The organism is Autumnicola edwardsiae, from assembly GCF_031846505.1.
Taxonomy (GTDB): Bacteria; Bacteroidota; Bacteroidia; order Flavobacteriales; family Flavobacteriaceae; genus Autumnicola; species Autumnicola edwardsiae.
Window position 1 is genome coordinate 1 of the sequence record NZ_JAVRHP010000006.1, and the last position, 15,999, is coordinate 15,999.

16 protein-coding genes are annotated in these 15,999 nt (G+C 40.5%); 11 read left to right on the plus strand and 5 right to left on the minus strand.

Annotation, left to right across the window (positions count from 1 at the left end):
• Positions 1–41: 41 nt before the first annotated feature.
• The 4 genes from RM529_RS02150 to RM529_RS02165 all read right to left on the minus strand — a co-directional run bounded on the left by RM529_RS02150 (position 42) and on the right by RM529_RS02165 (position 5,493).
• Complete coding sequence (locus tag RM529_RS02150; RefSeq protein ID WP_311483102.1) at positions 42–1,298, minus strand: MgtC/SapB family protein; 1,257 nt, start codon at positions 1,296–1,298, stop codon at positions 42–44.
• A gap of 63 nt (positions 1,299–1,361) precedes the next feature.
• A complete protein-coding gene (locus tag RM529_RS02155; RefSeq protein ID WP_311483103.1) occupies positions 1,362–3,668 on the minus strand; it encodes a sodium-translocating pyrophosphatase in 2,307 nt (768 codons plus the stop codon).
• 118 nt (positions 3,669–3,786) lie between these two features.
• Positions 3,787–4,299, minus strand: coding sequence for an inorganic diphosphatase (locus RM529_RS02160; RefSeq protein WP_311483104.1), 513 nt, complete (start codon positions 4,297–4,299; stop codon positions 3,787–3,789).
• A gap of 216 nt (positions 4,300–4,515) precedes the next feature.
• A complete protein-coding gene (locus RM529_RS02165; protein WP_311483105.1) occupies positions 4,516–5,493 on the minus strand; it encodes a pyruvate dehydrogenase complex E1 component subunit beta in 978 nt (325 codons plus the stop codon).
• Positions 5,494–5,811: 318 nt separating this feature from the next.
• On the opposite strand from RM529_RS02165, the gene RM529_RS02170 reads away from it, so the two are divergent.
• From RM529_RS02170 to RM529_RS02220, 11 genes are all read left to right on the plus strand, one after another.
• Positions 5,812–6,558, plus strand: a complete 747-nt coding sequence (locus RM529_RS02170; protein ID WP_311483106.1) for an electron transfer flavoprotein subunit beta/FixA family protein — start codon at positions 5,812–5,814, stop codon at positions 6,556–6,558.
• A gap of 85 nt (positions 6,559–6,643) precedes the next feature.
• Entirely contained in the window at positions 6,644–7,612 is a 969-nt protein-coding gene (locus tag RM529_RS02175) for an electron transfer flavoprotein subunit alpha/FixB family protein (protein ID WP_311483107.1), read from the plus strand.
• 85 nt (positions 7,613–7,697) lie between these two features.
• Entirely contained in the window at positions 7,698–8,324 is a 627-nt protein-coding gene (locus RM529_RS02180; RefSeq protein WP_311483108.1) for a bifunctional nuclease family protein, read from the plus strand.
• Between the two features lie 80 nt (positions 8,325–8,404).
• Positions 8,405–10,114, plus strand: coding sequence for a NupC/NupG family nucleoside CNT transporter (locus RM529_RS02185; RefSeq protein WP_311483109.1), 1,710 nt, complete (start codon positions 8,405–8,407; stop codon positions 10,112–10,114).
• A 551-nt stretch (positions 10,115–10,665) separates the two neighbouring features.
• A complete protein-coding gene (locus RM529_RS02190) occupies positions 10,666–11,490 on the plus strand; it encodes a thymidylate synthase (protein WP_311483110.1) in 825 nt (274 codons plus the stop codon).
• A 29-nt stretch (positions 11,491–11,519) separates the two neighbouring features.
• Positions 11,520–11,897, plus strand: coding sequence for a TonB family protein (locus tag RM529_RS02195; RefSeq protein ID WP_311483111.1), 378 nt, complete (start codon positions 11,520–11,522; stop codon positions 11,895–11,897).
• A 35-nt stretch (positions 11,898–11,932) separates the two neighbouring features.
• Entirely contained in the window at positions 11,933–12,343 is a 411-nt protein-coding gene (locus RM529_RS02200; protein WP_311483112.1) for an energy transducer TonB, read from the plus strand.
• 230 nt (positions 12,344–12,573) lie between these two features.
• Positions 12,574–13,737, plus strand: coding sequence for an ergothioneine biosynthesis protein EgtB (egtB, locus tag RM529_RS02205; RefSeq protein ID WP_311483113.1), 1,164 nt, complete (start codon positions 12,574–12,576; stop codon positions 13,735–13,737).
• Positions 13,738–13,749: 12 nt separating this feature from the next.
• Positions 13,750–14,712: an L-histidine N(alpha)-methyltransferase gene (locus RM529_RS02210; protein WP_311483114.1), complete on the plus strand. Its 963-nt coding sequence runs from the start codon at positions 13,750–13,752 to the stop codon at positions 14,710–14,712.
• Between the two features lie 277 nt (positions 14,713–14,989).
• Positions 14,990–15,253, plus strand: a complete 264-nt coding sequence (locus RM529_RS02215) for a hypothetical protein (RefSeq protein ID WP_311483115.1) — start codon at positions 14,990–14,992, stop codon at positions 15,251–15,253.
• On the plus strand, positions 15,250–15,531 hold the full coding sequence (locus RM529_RS02220; protein WP_311483116.1) for a DUF427 domain-containing protein: 282 nt from the start codon (positions 15,250–15,252) through the stop codon (positions 15,529–15,531). Before RM529_RS02215 ends, RM529_RS02220 begins: the two co-directional genes overlap by 4 nt.
• A gap of 64 nt (positions 15,532–15,595) precedes the next feature.
• Here RM529_RS02220 and RM529_RS02225 read toward each other — a convergent pair whose 3' ends face one another.
• A complete protein-coding gene (locus tag RM529_RS02225) occupies positions 15,596–15,886 on the minus strand; it encodes an isoamylase early set domain-containing protein (RefSeq protein ID WP_311483117.1) in 291 nt (96 codons plus the stop codon).
• Positions 15,887–15,999 lie beyond the last annotated feature (113 nt).

A 15,999-nucleotide genomic window follows, 5' to 3' on the forward strand; every position in this document is an offset into this window, starting at 1 on the left:
AACCATAAAAGGGAGGTGCTGGAAATGGCAATTATCGGCCTTTAGAAATGCCAGGCCTCCGGCCATAAGAATATTGTTAGAAGCCCTATGGCGATAGAAAGGCCAAAGGCAATCGCCAGCCACTTTACAATTTTCCCGGTGCCAATAACCGCCGCCATAATACCTTTAAAAAGCAGATTTGCCAGGGAAGCCAGCAAAATCAACCTCCACCCGAGATTGGTTTCTACCTCGCCACCTTTAATCATTTGCGCCATAGAAAGTGTGATCGCGTCTACATCTGTTAATCCGCTTATTATAGCCACAATGTACAATCCACTACTTCCAAACTGCTCTTTGGCAAAAGCAACGAGCAACAAAATTAATCCGTAGAGCAAACCAAAGATAAGAGCGGCTTTAAACTGTGCAGGATTTTCGGGTTCGGGTAATTCTTCAGCTCCCTTATCTCTTTTTATAATGTAAAAGAGCCAGGCGCAAATAATTGACATTATCACAAAATTAAAAGCTATAGGCATTGCCAGCGCCGGAAATTCACCGGGGGCAACAACAAAAATCTCTATCATCACCCTGGCCAGGGCAATGGCTGAAGCTGTTGTTATTACAAAAACTGCAATTTTTGAAATATCGGGTGCTTGTTTTTGTTTTCGTGCGAAACTAACAGTGGTAGCGGTACTACTTATCAAACCTCCCAGGATACCGTTAGAAATAACACCGGAATCCCTTCCGACGAATTTATATATGAAATATCCCACAACACTTAAGCCCACAATAAAGACTACCATCAGCCAGATATTCTGCGGATTCAGCACATCATAAGGACCGTACGTCTCGTCTGGAAGAATTGGCAAAACAATAAGGGAGATCCCCGCAAGGGTCATTATCGCCGAAATATCTGAATCTTTTAGCCTGTCGATAAAGTTGTGTAAATGGGATTTTGCATAAAGCAACATCGTAAGGAGCCCGCCGGCAACCACGCCAACCACACGGTCGCCCAGCACCAGGTAGGCACCAATGGCAAACATAAGCAGAATTGCCACCTCTGTTGTTTTACCGGGATCTGCCTCAGGATTTGTATTTTTTCCACCTGCATATACCAGTACGGCCAGGGAAAGACCCAGGGCAGGCAGAATAAATTCGTTGCCCATATCCCGCGTAAGAAACCCGGCTACGGTACCAAGGATAGCAATTAAAGTAAAAGTACGTACGCCCGCAATGCGCTGGTGGGAATGCTCACGCTGTAAACCAACCAACATTCCCAGGCCCAGGGCAATTCCTAAAATTGTTAGATCTTCATAATTCATAGAAAGAGTGAAAATAAGGAATGCGGCAGATTAACATATAAGCCTTATCACGAAATTAACAGTTCACCTATTTTTTTCTGAAGTAAATAAAGCTATCGTTTCATCCTGATTTTCTTCAGCTTCGGAAATATTTACAGAAACTTCAGTGGCTTCTTCACGGGTTTCCTCTGCATCTACCGTATGGCCCCCCAGAATTGGAGCCAGGACAAGACCAATAAGGCAGGTGAGTTTAATAAGGATGTTCATAGATGGTCCCGAAGTATCTTTAAAAGGATCGCCAACAGTATCGCCGGTTACGGCAGCTTTATGAGCATCAGATCCTTTGTAGGTCATCTCCCCGTTGATCATCACACCGGCTTCAAAGGATTTTTTGGCATTGTCCCAGGCGCCGCCGGCATTGTTCTGAAAAATCGCCCAAAGTACTCCGCTTACCGTAACACCAGCCATATAACCACCCAGCATTTCGGCAATTAACAAGTTATCGTATCCAAAAATCATTGGCAGAAAAGCAATCGCAATAGGGAATCCGATGGTTAATACCCCCGGTAACAGCATTTCTTTAAGGGCTGCATTTGTAGAAATTTCTACACATTTATCGTACTGAGGTTTTGCGGTTCCCTCCAGGATTCCGGGAATCTCTTTAAACTGCCTTCTCACCTCGTTCACCATTTGCATCGCTGCTTTTCCTACAGAACTCATGGCGAGGGCCGAAAATACTACCGGCACCATGCCGCCAACAAAAAGCATGGCGAGTACCGGAGCTTTAAATATATTAATCCCATCAATTCTGGTAAAGGTGACATAAGCTGCAAAAAGCGCCAGTGAAGTTAAGGCAGCGGAGGCAATTGCGAAGCCTTTACCCGTAGCAGCCGTTGTATTTCCTACCGAATCAAGAATATCTGTTCTTTCCCTTACCTCGGCAGGAAGGTCACTCATTTCTGCAATACCGCCTGCATTATCGGCAATTGGACCAAAAGCATCTATAGCAAGCTGCATTGCGGTGGTAGCCATCATAGCTGAAGCTGCCATGGCCACGCCATAAAATCCCGCCAAAGCATAAGAAGCCCAGATCGCAGCAGCAAAAAGTAAAACCGAAGAAAAGGTAGAGATCATTCCGGTAGAAAGTCCGGCGATAATGTTAGTCGCCGCACCTGTACTGGAATTCTGAACAATAGAAAGCACCGGTTTTTTACCAAGTCCGGTATAATATTCGGTAAAAGCAGAAATAATGCCCCCTACTCCAATTCCCACTAAAGTAGCATAGAATACGCGCATTGCAGGAATAGTTACATAATTAAATCCTTCGCTTCCGCCCACAAAAAAGCCCATTTTCATAGTGGTTTCCGGAAGCATCCATTTTACCAGGAAGAAACTGGTAACGGCCACCAGTGCAATGGAAACCCAGTTACCAATATTCAAAGCCCGCTGTACTTCATCTTCTTTTGCAGAATTATCTTTTATTTTAACCAGTAGTGTCCCGATGATGGAGATAATAATTCCTGCACCGGCAATGGCTACGGGAAGCAGAATGGGACCAATCCCTCCAAAACCTTCAGAAGTAATATCGCCGCCCATATCTTCAATAATATAATTCCCCAAGACCATGGCCGCAAGTACTGTTGCAACGTAACTTCCGAATAAATCGGCTCCCATTCCTGCAACATCACCCACATTATCACCAACGTTGTCTGCAATAGTCGCGGGGTTTCGGGGATCATCTTCAGGAATTCCTGCTTCAACTTTTCCTACCAAGTCGGCACCAACATCTGCAGCTTTAGTATATATCCCCCCACCAACGCGGGCAAAAAGCGCTATAGATTCTGCTCCAAGGGAAAAGCCGGCGAGGGTTTCCAGCACAACCGTCATTTGCCCGGTATTGGTCCATTCACCGCCCATAAAATAATGAAAGAAGAAAATAAAAAATGCACTAAGGCCCAGAACGGCCAAACCGGCAACTCCAAGTCCCATGACGGTACCTCCGCCAAAAGAAACTTTTAAAGCCTGCGGAAGACTGGTACGTGCTGCCTGGGTTGTTCTTACATTGGTTTGGGTGGCGATTTTCATTCCCATGTTCCCTGCGAGGGCAGAAAAGAAAGCGCCAAAAATAAAAGCTACGATGATAAGCCAGTGTGTGGTAGGCACGACAAAGGCAATGCCAGCGAGGGCTATACTTGCCCCAATAACGAAAATGGTAAGTAGTTTGTACTCTGCCTTTAAAAAGGCCAGAGCACCTTCATAGATATGCGAGGAGATGTCCAGCATCTTTCCGCCCCCGGAGTCCTGCCTCATTACCCAGGATCTTTTGAACCACATATACAATAGTCCCAAAATGGCCAATATCGCTGGCACGTAAATCATCATTGCTTCCATATAGCGTTAAAAATTAGTTAATGAAGCTAATGTACTAAATCAATGATAATTAAAAAAGCAATAACTTTTTAAGGTTATTGCTTTTAAATATTCAATTTTTAAAGACTAAAATTGCGGATTATATCCCAAATCTGCTTTTGTCGCCGTCATATTCTTCAAAACGTTGTACGCATTGTCTTATAATCTCACGTGCTTCGCTTGCATCTCCAAAATCTCCTGTATCCACTTTCTTCTTTTCAAGATCCTTATATACTTTAAAGAAATGCTCGATTTCTTTAAGCATGTGCCCATTTAATTCATTAAGATCACTAAGCCTGTTCCAGATTGGATCGGAAACGGGTACACAAATTATTTTTTCATCAGGTCCTTTTTCGTCGGCCATATGGAAAACACCAATTGGCTTTACTTCCATTACAATTCCAGGAAAAGTTGGCTCAGATACCAAAACCAGTACATCCAGCGGGTCACTGTCCAGTGCAAGGGTATTTGGTATAAATCCATAATCTGCGGGGTACATCATAGATGAGAAAATCATCCGGTCGTAACGTACCTTTTTCAGTTTAAAATCGTACTCGTATTTGTTTCTACTCCCTTTGGGGATCTCTATTAATACATCAAAAGTTTCAGACATTTTATTATTGTTTTCAAATTTTAAAGGCGGTAAATATAAGTAATCCAGACTTTATATCATGTTATTAAAAAGGTAAAGCCGCAGAATTGAAATTAAACACTAACTGACCAGGATTTTGTAAACTTCAGTAAGACAAAGAATTGAACAGAAGCAAATTAAAAACAAAAACTCCACCGGATAAGGTGAAGTTCTTGAAAATTTTATAAGCCGCTCCTGTTATTTGTACATTACTTTTTTAACAGCTTTTATCACATCGTCGCTGTTTGGCAACCATTCTTTTAAAAGGACCGGGGAATAAGGTGCAGGTGTATCTGCAGTGTTTATTTTGATAATAGGTGCATCTAAATAATCGAATGCTTTTTCCTGGACCTGGTATGTGATTTCAGTAGAAATATTCCCAAAAGGCCAGGATTCTTCAAGAATTACAAGACGATTGGTTTTCTTTACAGATTCCAGAATTGTTTCATGATCCATTGGACGGATGGTCCTTAAATCTATAATTTCGCACGAAATATCTTCTTTCTCTAATTCTTCAGCTGCTTTGTAAGCTTCTTTAATAATTTTTCCGAAGGAAACAATGGTCACATCTGTTCCTTCACGTTTAATATCTGCTTTACCAATTTCAATTACATATTCCTCTTCAGGAACTTCTCCTTTATCACCATACATCTGCTCACTTTCCATAAATATTACCGGATCGTTATCCCGAATTGCAGATTTAAGCAGGCCTTTTGCATCATATGGATTAGAAGGAACGATTACCTTTAAACCGGGACAGTTTGCGTACCAGCTTTCAAAAGCCTGGGAGTGTGTTGCCCCTAATTGCCCCGCAGAACCGGTTGGACCACGAAAAACAATAGGAATATTAAACTGGCCACCACTCATTTGCCGCATTTTAGCCGCATTGTTAATAATTTGGTCGATCCCAACCAGAGAAAAATTGAAAGTCATAAATTCAATTATCGGGCGGTTACCATTCATGGCACTTCCTACTCCAATTCCCGAGAATCCAAGTTCAGAAATAGGCGTATCGATAATACGTTCAGGACCAAATTCATCCAGCATACCTTTAGAGGCTTTATAGGCTCCGTTATATTCTGCTACTTCCTCCCCCATAAGGTAAATGGTGTCGTCTTTGCGCATTTCTTCGCTCATTGCCTGCTGAACGGCTTCCCTAAATTGAATTGTCTTCATTATAGTGTATTATGTTATTGTATAACTTGAAAGAACAAAAATAGTAATTCAATAAAGTTTTTACCATAATACCAGTACAAAAATTTCGGAGTTTCCTGCAATTATTAAAAGGAGGCTCTAAAATGTCAGTTTTCGAGCTGATACTATCCGTTTATCCCCCCTGATTTTTGGCCATGCTCCTATTTTTCTTCAGAAGAATCAGTAACCGGAGACAAGCCTGTATTTTCTGAAATTTTATTATGCACGCATAGTATTTTCGAATTAAAATACGTATCTTCGTGAGTGAACACAATTTTTACTAAATAAACTACACGATATATGAAAATCTTAGTATGTATTAGCCATGTACCTGATACTACATCAAAAATTAACTTCACTGATGGTGATAGCAAATTTGATACTAATGGGGTTCAATTTGTAATTAATCCCAATGATGAATTCGGACTTACCCGCGCCATGTGGTTTAAAGAAAAACAAGGTGCCACGGTAGATGTAATAAACGTGGGAGGACCCGAAACAGAGCCTACCTTAAGAAAAGCACTTGCCATTGGCGCCGATGCTGCCATAAGAGTGAATACAGCACCAACGGACGGTTTTCAGGTAGCCAAAGAACTGGCAAACGTTGCTAAAGATGGAGGTTATGACCTTGTAATTGCCGGTCGTGAATCTATTGATTATAATGGAGGCATGGTACCGGGAATGCTGGCAACGCTTCTTAAAGCTAATTTTGTAAACAACTGCATTGGCCTGGAAATCGAAAATGAAAAAGCTAAAGCCATTCGTGAAATTGAAGGTGGTAAGGAAACTTTAACTGCTTCTTTACCGCTGGTTGTTGGAGGACAAAAAGGTTTGGTGGAAGAGAGTGATCTTAAAATTCCTAATATGAGAGGGATTATGCAGGCTCGAAAAAAACCTTTAAATATAGTTGAACCCACACAACCGGAAAGCAGAACAGAAACTGCTAAGTTCGAGAAACCGGCACCTAAAGGGGATGTAAAACTTATTGATCCGGAAAATCTTGACGAATTAATCGATCTTCTTCACAACGAAGCAAAAGTGATCTAAATTAAGACTTAGATCAAGGTGATTAACAACATATCTAAATGAGAAAATAATTTCTGCTACGGGCGGAAGTAAAAACTTAAGAAAAATGTCAGTTTTAGTATATATAGAATCAGAAGAAGGAAAATTTAAAAAAGCATCCTTTGAAGTGGCTTCTTACGCCAAAGAAATTGCCAACACATCAGGAACAACAGTAACCGCAGTTACTTTTAACGCACAGGACACTTCAGAATTGGGAAAATACGGCGTTGACAAAGTGCTCGCTATTTCCAACAATAAATTGTCCAAATTTAATGCTGAAGCTTATGCTGATGCATTAAAGCAGGCAGCTGAAAAGGAAGGATCAAAAGTGATTGTTCTTTCCCAAAGTTCCAACAGCAAATATTTAGCGCCAATCCTCTCTGTACAAATGGAGGCGGGCTATGCTTCCAACGTTGTTGCCCTACCGGAAAGTACAGAGCCTTTTACCGTAAAAAGAACAGCTTTTACAAACAAAGCTTTCAGTTTTACAAAAATCAATACCGATACTAAGATCATTGGCGTATCGAAAAATGCTTTCGGAGTAAAAGAAAAGCAGGCAGATGCTCAGGAAGAGGAATTCACTCCGACTCTTTCTGATGAGGATTTTACGGTAAAGGTGGAATCTGTGGACAAAGCAACAGATAAAGTAACCATAGCAGACGCCGAAATCGTGGTTTCGGGAGGACGTGGATTAAAAGGCCCGGAGAACTGGGGAATGATTGAGGAGATGGCCGAAATTCTTGGTGCCGCGACAGCCTGCTCCAAGCCGGTGAGCGATATGGGCTGGAGACCTCACGGTGAGCACGTTGGACAAACAGGAAAACCTGTGGCATCCAATCTTTACATTGCCGTAGGTGTCTCGGGAGCCATACAACATTTGGCAGGTATTAATGCCGCCAAGACCAAAGTAGTGATCAACAACGATCCCGAAGCTCCTTTTTTTAAGGCTGCTGACTATGGAGTTGTTGGGGATGCATTTGAAATTGTACCTAAACTCAATGAAAAATTGAAGGAATTTAAAGCTAAAAACGCATAATTTTTATAACTTGTGCCCCTTAAAAGGGCTGTCTAAATCTGGAAAAAAGTCCTCATTTTAGACAGCCTTTTTCAATTTCTGGAATATGAGTTTAGTGCGCCTTAACATTAAAGGAATTTCTTACAGTCAAACACAAAACGGAGCTTACGCTTTAATACTTAGCGAAGTAGAAGGAGAAAGAAAACTTCCTATTGTTATCGGGGCTTTTGAGGCACAGTCTATTGCCATTGCCCTGGAAAAAGAGATAAAACCTCCCCGACCTTTGACCCATGATCTTTTCCGGAATTTTGCGGAAAGGTTTAATGTTGTCGTAAAACAGGTAATTATCCATAAATTAGTAGACGGTGTGTTTTATTCCAGTCTTATTTGCGAACGTGATAAGATTGAGGAAATAATAGATGCACGCACTAGTGATGCCATAGCTTTGGCGCTTAGATTTGAAGCTCCTATTTTTACCTATAAAAATATCCTGGACAAGGCAGGTATATTTCTTAAAGGTGAGGAGCCGCAGCGAAGCCAGTCCAGCCGTAAAGAAGAAGAGGAAATCATTTCTGAAGAATTACTTCCTGATGACATCGAAATAAAATCTGACGATACTAATTACAAAAAGCTATCGCTTACAGAACTTAAAGATCTTTTATCCCAGGCCGTAAACAGCGAAGATTATGAAAAGGCCGCACGCATAAGAGATGAAATTTCCAAACGCAAGTAAATGTGAATTTCAACTTAATTACACGTTTGCCAGCTAGATTTCCGATAATTGCCATTTTTTCCTATAAAACTTTTTTCTAGATGAATAAAATCTGGTGCATCCTTTTTTTGACATTTTTTGGTCTAACCACCGCCTCTTCCCAGAGCATTACCAAAAACTGGGAAATTGAGCCAAATGAAGATTCCATATCGTCCCCACACGCTGCTTTTACTTCAGAAAATATCCTGAATTTATCAGAAGGCAGATTTAGTGTTACAGGCGCCAATGTAAAAGACACAATTGCTTCAGGGGATTTTATTTATCAGAATAATATTCTCGTGTTTTTTTATAGTAAACCTAAGGATACCATTAGAAACTTTCGGATTACCAATTTAACTGAGTCCAATATGGCGGTTTCTGAAGGTAGCAACCAATATACCTTTCAGGAAAAGTCAGAGACCGTGAAAGAAGCAGTTCCGGCACCAATGGCTAAAGAAATGATCCCCAGTGACGGGCCTTCCTTTGGAAGCGTTGCCCGCGGGGCTTTGGGAATGCTTGTGCTTTTAATTATAGCTTTTCTCTTTAGCAGCAACAGAAAAGCTATAAACTGGAGAACTATTTTAATAGGCCTGGGAGCGCAGCTTATTTTAGCCATAGGAGTATTGCGCATTGCTTTTGTGCAGCGCATTTTCGAATTTGTCGGAAATATATTTGTATTGATCCTCGATTTTACCGCCGCAGGAAGTGAATTTTTGCTTGGCGGAATGATGGATGTCGATAGTTTTGGGTTTATATTCCTGTTCCAGGTCTTGCCAACCATCATCTTCTTTTCTGCACTTACCTCTGTACTTTTCTACCTGGGTATTATTCAGTTTATAGTTAAGGGAATGGCATGGGTCCTCACAAAATTAATGGGTATCTCAGGGCCAGAAAGCCTTAGTGTTGCCGGTAACATCTTTTTGGGACAAACAGAAGCACCACTTATGATCAAGGCTTACCTGGAAAGGATGACCCGTTCTGAAATTTTACTGGTGATGGTTGGGGGAATGGCGACGGTAGCCGGTGGTGTACTCGCCGCCTATATTGGATTTTTAGGAGGGGATGATCCTGCACTAAGACTTCAGTTTGCCAAGCATTTGCTTGCCGCTTCTGTAATGGCCGCTCCCGGCGCTATTGTAATTTCAAAAATTTTATATCCGCAGCAGGAACCTGTAAATTCCGACGTAGAAGTTTCTTCAGAAAAAATAGGCTCAAATATACTTGATGCTATAGCAAACGGTACTACCGAGGGTCTAAAACTGGCAGCTAATGTAGCAGCAATGCTACTGGTCTTTATAGCTTTTATCGCCATGATAAATTACGTCCTGGGTTGGATTGGCGGATGGACTCAGCTTAATTATTTAATGGCAGAATATACTCCTTACGCACAATTCTCGCTGGAGTCGATAATGGGGTTAATCTTTGCACCGCTTATGTGGATAATTGGAGTAGCCAAAGAAGACATGATGTTAATGGGGCAATTGTTGGGAATAAAACTTGCGGCCAGCGAATTTGTAGGTTATGTACAATTGGCAGAACTTAAGAATCCAGCCAACGCCCTTAGCCTTACTTATGAAAAATCTGTAATTATGGCGACTTATATGTTGTGCGGATTCGCAAATTTTGCTTCCATAGGAATCCAGATTGGTGGGATAGGCTCCCTTGCCCCCGGACAAAGAAAAACGCTTTCAGAATTTGGAATGAAGGCACTTATCGGCGGGACACTGGCTTCTTTGCTTTCAGCGACTATTGCCGGAATGATATTGGGATAAGCAGAAAAGCTCTGGGCTCTTCTATTGTTTTAAATTCGAAATTATTGATTGCTTTTCCTGAAAGAGAGGAGAGAGGAAAGACAGGCTAGAAGTCAGGTCGAAAATTGACATTTCTGAAGCCTCACCGAAAAGCATTGGAAAATTCAGGTTTTTCTTCAGGTTTTAAATTGATATCCATGAAAATAAACCTACAAGGTCAAAAAGATCTTGCAGGATTGAAGAGTTCCCGGAAGATATGTGAAATTTTGCAGATCTTGAGCAGAACAACTTCAGCTTCTAAAGAATATTCAGGTCGAAAATTGACAAATTTAAGGCAGCACTCAAAAGATTCGAAAAAAATCAGGATTATAATTGAATTTAAAGAATAATTCTACAAGGTCAAAAAAAGCCCTTGCAGGATTCGATAGTTCCTTCAGGGTATGCAAAACTTATAGATCTTGTGTAGACGGGATATGCTTTTCGTTAATAAATACTTAAGAAGTATATGGCCTAATATTCAGAGAAAAACATACAATTGTTTATTTTTAGAACCTATTTATAGCACAATTTTAATGAGACAATATCACGATTTACTAGAACATGTACTGAAGAATGGCGCTGAAAAAGGTGATCGTACAGGAACCGGAACCAAGAGTGTTTTTGGATACCAGATGCGGTTTGACCTTAGCGAAGGCTTCCCAATGGTCACCACCAAAAAACTGCATTTAAAATCTATAATTTATGAATTGCTGTGGTTTTTAAAAGGAGATACAAATATAAAATACCTTCAGGAAAACGGAGTGAGGATCTGGAATGAGTGGGCAGATGGAAATGGCGATTTGGGTCCGGTTTACGGCCACCAGTGGCGCAACTGGAATGGTGAGGAAATTGACCAGATAAAAGAAATTATCCACAGTTTAAAGCATAATCCGAACAGCAGGAGAATGCTGGTTTCTGCATGGAATCCTTCAGTATTGCCCGATACTTCCAAATCTTTTGCTGAAAATGTGGAAAATGGCAAGGCTGCTTTGCCGCCGTGTCACGCTTTTTTTCAATTTTATGTAGCAGATGGTAAACTTTCCTGTCAGCTTTACCAGAGAAGTGCCGATATATTTCTTGGAGTTCCTTTTAATATTGCTTCCTACGCCCTTCTCACTATGATGATGGCCCAGGTTTGCGATTTACAGCCGGGCGATTTTATCCACACCTTTGGAGATGCCCATATTTACAGCAACCACATGGAGCAGGTAAAGCTGCAGCTGACGCGGGAACCACGAAAATTGCCAAAAATGAAGCTTAACCCTGAAATTAAAGATATTTTTGAATTTAAGTTTGAAGATTTTATATTAGAGGATTATAATCCGCATCCTGCCATAAAAGGCAAGGTTGCCGTCTAAAATTCAGATTAATTTAAAATTTATTTATCATGAAAAAGTTACTGGTTATCGCATGCATGTTATTGGGAGGAATTGGCGCTGCACAGGCGCAGCAAACTTCCCCGGTATGGCCCGGCTGTGAAGGCAGTGAAAACGTAAAAACATGTTTTAACAAACAACTCTCGCAGCACGTAAGGGAAAACTATGAATACCCGAAAAACGACGCCGGAGAGTACGTGCGCGGAAAAGTAACCGTGTCCTTTACTGTAGATGAAGAAGGAAAGGTTGTCATTAATTCTGTTGAAGGACCAAAACCCGAGGTAAACCAGGCTGCCAGGGAAATGCTGGAAAAAATTCCCGACATGGAACCTGGAACTCTGGAAGGAGAACCTGATGACAGAAAGTTTACTATTCCGTTTAATTTTTAATGTAATGCCCCAAATATTACCATAACAATTTTTATATGAAAAAGATATTAGTAGTTCTCCTGTTGTTTACCGGCGCTATTGGTTTAGCCCAGGAAGGTGTTAAAGTTAAAGGTAACACGATCACAGTTAAAGAATCGGCACCTGTATGGCCGGGCTGCGAAAGTAGTGATGATAAAAAGCAGTGTTTCAATCAACAGCTTATGCAGCACATTAAGGAGAACTACAAATATCCCAGGAACGAAGCAGGAGATTTCCTGAGGGGAAAAACAACAGTAGCACTCGCTATTGATGAGAAAGGAAGTGTCGTTGTACGTTCTGTAAAGGGCGAAAATGCCAAAATAAACGAGGCGGCTGAGACGATGATCAGGAAGATTCCCAAGATGCAGCCGGGCATGAAAGGAGGAAAACCAACTTCAATAAAATACACCATCCCACTTACTCTGTAACTTTTTGATAGTTTTTCTAAACTTCTGCAGAAGATAGAAACAGGGTCTGATTTTTAACATAGAAGACTATACCTCAACCTTTTTCTGCTCTGGAAAGAGAAGAATTAAGGTTCAATTCCACATAGTTTAAAATCCCGAACACACTTTAACTTCGCATTAACTAGCGTTCGTTTCAGGCATAAACAAAAAAGTGTAAATTTGGATAGCACCCATTAAAGTGCTGTTTTTTTATGCTTTCACAACAAGAGTTATTGTCTTTATTTACGGAAACCAGAGCACAATCTGAACTGATTTGTTCTTTTCTTGAAACCGAAGATTATGTGGTACAGCCAAGAGAAAATGTGTCTCCCCCAAAATGGCATTTAGGTCATACCACCTGGTTTTTTGAAGAATTTGTACTGAAGAAGCGCAATGAAGATTACGAACTCTACGACCAAAATTCTGCTTACGTTTTTAATAGTTATTACGAGAGCGTTGGAGATAAAGTAGTAAGGACAGATCGTGGAAATCTCTCACGCCCAACTGTAGCTTGGGTTTACGCGTATAGAAATTATGTTACCAAAGCTATAACCCGCTTTCTCGAAGAAGATGAAATATCAAAAGAGTTGTGCGGCGTACTCGAAATAGGCTGCCATCACGAAAAGCAACATCAGGAGTTACTTTTAACAGACATCAAATTTATTTTAGGTAATAATCCGTTACTGCCTGTCTACAACAAACAGTTTGAGGAGAATCAGATCGAAGATTTTGAAGCCGAATGGATTAACATTGAAGAAGGTGTTTACGAAATTGGACATAAAACCACCGACTTTTGTTACGACAATGAGTTGGGGGTCCACAAGACGTACCTCCCGAACTTTAAAGTATCGACTAAACTGGTAACCAACAGGGAATATCTTGAATTTATTGAGGATGGTGGTTATAAAGATGTTTTACTCTGGCACGCAGAAGGCTGGGATTGGAAAAACACCAATAACATTAGTGCTCCTCTTTACTGGCATAAAATTAATGGAGATTGGCATCAATATACTCTTAGTGGTTTAATTCATTTAATTCCTGATGCTCCTGTTTGCCATATTTCCTATTTTGAAGCTTTTGCATTCGCACAGTGGAAAGAAATACGATTACCTACAGAGGCCGAATGGGAGATTGCTCAGAAACAATTTAACTGGGGCACCCGCTGGGAATGGACAGAAAGTGCCTACTCTCCTTACCCCGGCTTCAAAACTGCCGAAGGCGCTTTGGGCGAATACAACGGAAAATTTATGGTAAACCAAAAAGTACTGAGGGGAAGTTCTGTGGCTACTTCAGAAAAACATGCCCGGCATACTTACAGAAATTTTTTTCAGCCGGAACTCCGCTGGCAATTTACAGGCCTTAGGCTGGCAAAATAATCAAAGGAATACATGAAGTCCATTACCAAATTCGATTCTGCGTTCGAGGAAGACACGTACAAAGGCCTTAACAGTCACCCAAAATATTTACTTTCCAAGTATATCTATGATAACCATGGGGATAAACTTTTCCAGAAGATCATGGACATGCCGGAGTATTACCTTACCGAATGTGAGACTGAAATTTTTAAAGCACATACTTCGGCAATTGCTGACTCGTTTAACGGTCCTGAAGGTTTTGATTTAATAGAACTGGGTGCCGGCGACGGTAAGAAAACGAAAATTCTTTTACGTTATTTAGCTAAAAAAAATTACGATTTTACCTATCAGCCTGTAGACATTAGCCAAAGCGTTCTGGACGAGTTGCAATCCTCTCTTCTGGAAGAACTGCCGGAAATTACGGTAAAAACCCAGCAAGGCACCTACTTTAAAACTCTGGAGCGCCTATCTGATTACAATACCCGAAAAAAAGTTATTCTTGTCTTAGGCTCTAATATTGGCAACCTACTCCACAAAGATGCCATAGATTTTCTAAAGAATATCAAATCCTCGATGAGTGCAGAGGACATGCTTTTTATGGGTTTTGATCAGAAAAAAGATCCACAGAAAATACTGGATGCCTACAATGACCCCACCGGGATAACAGAAGCCTTTAACAAAAATCTTCTTAGCAGGATCAATAAAGAATTAGGCGCAAATTTTGACCTGGATTCTTTTCTGCACTGGGAAACTTATAATCCCGAAACAGGAACAGCAAAAAGTTTTCTTGTAAGTAAAACAGAACAGGAAGTAAAAATACCAAAATTGTATTTTACTGCACATTTTAAGCCCTGGGAAACCATACACACAGAAATTTCCCAAAAGTACGATGACGAGGTGGTGCAATGGCTGGCCGGGGAGTCTGGATTGAGGATTGAGACCTTTTTTACGGATAAAGAAGGATATTACAAGAATTACGTGTTCAGGAAAGATTAATTTTTTAAAATACCAATCCATGACACAACCATTTACGAATGGGTACATCTTATTTACAGTTCCAAAATTATATCCAAATGAAAAAATTACTATTCTGCATAGGTGTACTCTTTTTAGTTTCAGGTTGCGAAGACGACTGTGAGGACATTGCTGTTTTACTCCGCCGCCGCCCTTTAACTTTGAATTTGTAGATGCCGAAACAGGAGAAAACCTCTTCACCAACGGCACTTTTGAAGCAGAAGATATTTCGGTCACAAATCAATCTGACGATTCTGAAGTGGATTTCAACTTTATTTCGGAAAATGATTACAACGTCCTGAATATTGGTGATATAGGCTGGGAAACAGAATCTCTCGAATATCTTATAGAAGTAAATGATGCTGTTTCCTTTTCACTGTTGGTAGATGCTGAAAGAAAGAATGATGAATGTTGCTCCTTCACTAACATAAATAGTACTGAAATACGGGGTGCGGAATTTGAACGTGATGAAAACTCCGGCTTATTTCGTATTTTAGTGGAATTACCAAATGAAGAATTATGAAAGCAATCTGGAACAACACTGTTATTGCGGAAAGTGACAATACTAAAATTGTCGAAAACAATCACTATTTCCCGATGGACGATATCAGGAAAGAATACTTTAAAGCCAGTAATACCCACACGCGGTGTCCATGGAAGGGGAAAGCTTCCTACTTTCATGTAGAAGTAGGCAAAGAAAAGAACGAAGACGCCGCATGGTTTTATCCCTCTGCGAGCCTTGCAGCAAAACCAATTGAAAACTATGTTGCCTTCTGGAAAGGAATAGAAGTCACAGAATAGGTTTTGGCATTAACCATCATCAAAGATAAAAACTGAAAACGGGTTTTTTGCTTACCAATACGGATTATACTTCCAGCACTCCATTTTCTGCGGCAGCAAAGTCATTCCACGTAAAACGATCTGCTTCAGCTTCATTTACCCATTCCCCGTCAACAAGATAACGGAATTCATAAGCTTTTTCTACAGGAAGATTTAACTGCCCCTTAAACGAGCCATTTTTAAGTTTCTTTAATTCCGTTTTTCTCCAATTATTAAAATCTCCTGAGACGGCAACAGAGGAAGCCTCTTTAGCAGGGACATTAAAAGTTACCTTACATTCCGGTTTGGATTTTAAATATTGCTTGGTGATCGCCATAATTTATATTTTACAAATTCTCCGGTAAAAGTAATAATTGAATTATTATTTTCTAGTGGGAATCTATCTGCTGCCGCACTTTTATGGAAATTGCAAAAAATATTTCAGATTTT

Bases quoted from the DNA above. Each gene is read 5' to 3' on its own strand.
- RM529_RS02180 (WP_311483108.1), top strand. From the start codon at position 7,698: ATGAGTTTAGTGCGCCTTAACATTAAAGGAATTTCTTACAGTCAAACA.
- RM529_RS02225 (WP_311483117.1), bottom strand. From the start codon at position 15,886: ATGGCGATCACCAAGCAATATTTAAAATCCAAACCGGAATGTAAGGTA.
- RM529_RS02220 (WP_311483116.1), top strand. From the start codon at position 15,250: ATGAAAGCAATCTGGAACAACACTGTTATTGCGGAAAGTGACAATACT.
- RM529_RS02185 (WP_311483109.1), top strand. From the start codon at position 8,405: ATGAATAAAATCTGGTGCATCCTTTTTTTGACATTTTTTGGTCTAACC.
- egtB (WP_311483113.1), top strand. From the start codon at position 12,574: ATGCTTTCACAACAAGAGTTATTGTCTTTATTTACGGAAACCAGAGCA.
- RM529_RS02210 (WP_311483114.1), top strand. From the start codon at position 13,750: ATGAAGTCCATTACCAAATTCGATTCTGCGTTCGAGGAAGACACGTAC.
- RM529_RS02160 (WP_311483104.1), bottom strand. From the start codon at position 4,299: ATGTCTGAAACTTTTGATGTATTAATAGAGATCCCCAAAGGGAGTAGA.
- RM529_RS02200 (WP_311483112.1), top strand. From the start codon at position 11,933: ATGAAAAAGATATTAGTAGTTCTCCTGTTGTTTACCGGCGCTATTGGT.
- RM529_RS02165 (WP_311483105.1), bottom strand. From the start codon at position 5,493: ATGAAGACAATTCAATTTAGGGAAGCCGTTCAGCAGGCAATGAGCGAA.
- RM529_RS02190 (WP_311483110.1), top strand. From the start codon at position 10,666: ATGAGACAATATCACGATTTACTAGAACATGTACTGAAGAATGGCGCT.
- RM529_RS02175 (WP_311483107.1), top strand. From the start codon at position 6,644: ATGTCAGTTTTAGTATATATAGAATCAGAAGAAGGAAAATTTAAAAAA.
- RM529_RS02170 (WP_311483106.1), top strand. From the start codon at position 5,812: ATGAAAATCTTAGTATGTATTAGCCATGTACCTGATACTACATCAAAA.
- RM529_RS02155 (WP_311483103.1), bottom strand. From the start codon at position 3,668: ATGGAAGCAATGATGATTTACGTGCCAGCGATATTGGCCATTTTGGGA.
- RM529_RS02150 (WP_311483102.1), bottom strand. From the start codon at position 1,298: ATGAATTATGAAGATCTAACAATTTTAGGAATTGCCCTGGGCCTGGGA.
- RM529_RS02195 (WP_311483111.1), top strand. From the start codon at position 11,520: ATGAAAAAGTTACTGGTTATCGCATGCATGTTATTGGGAGGAATTGGC.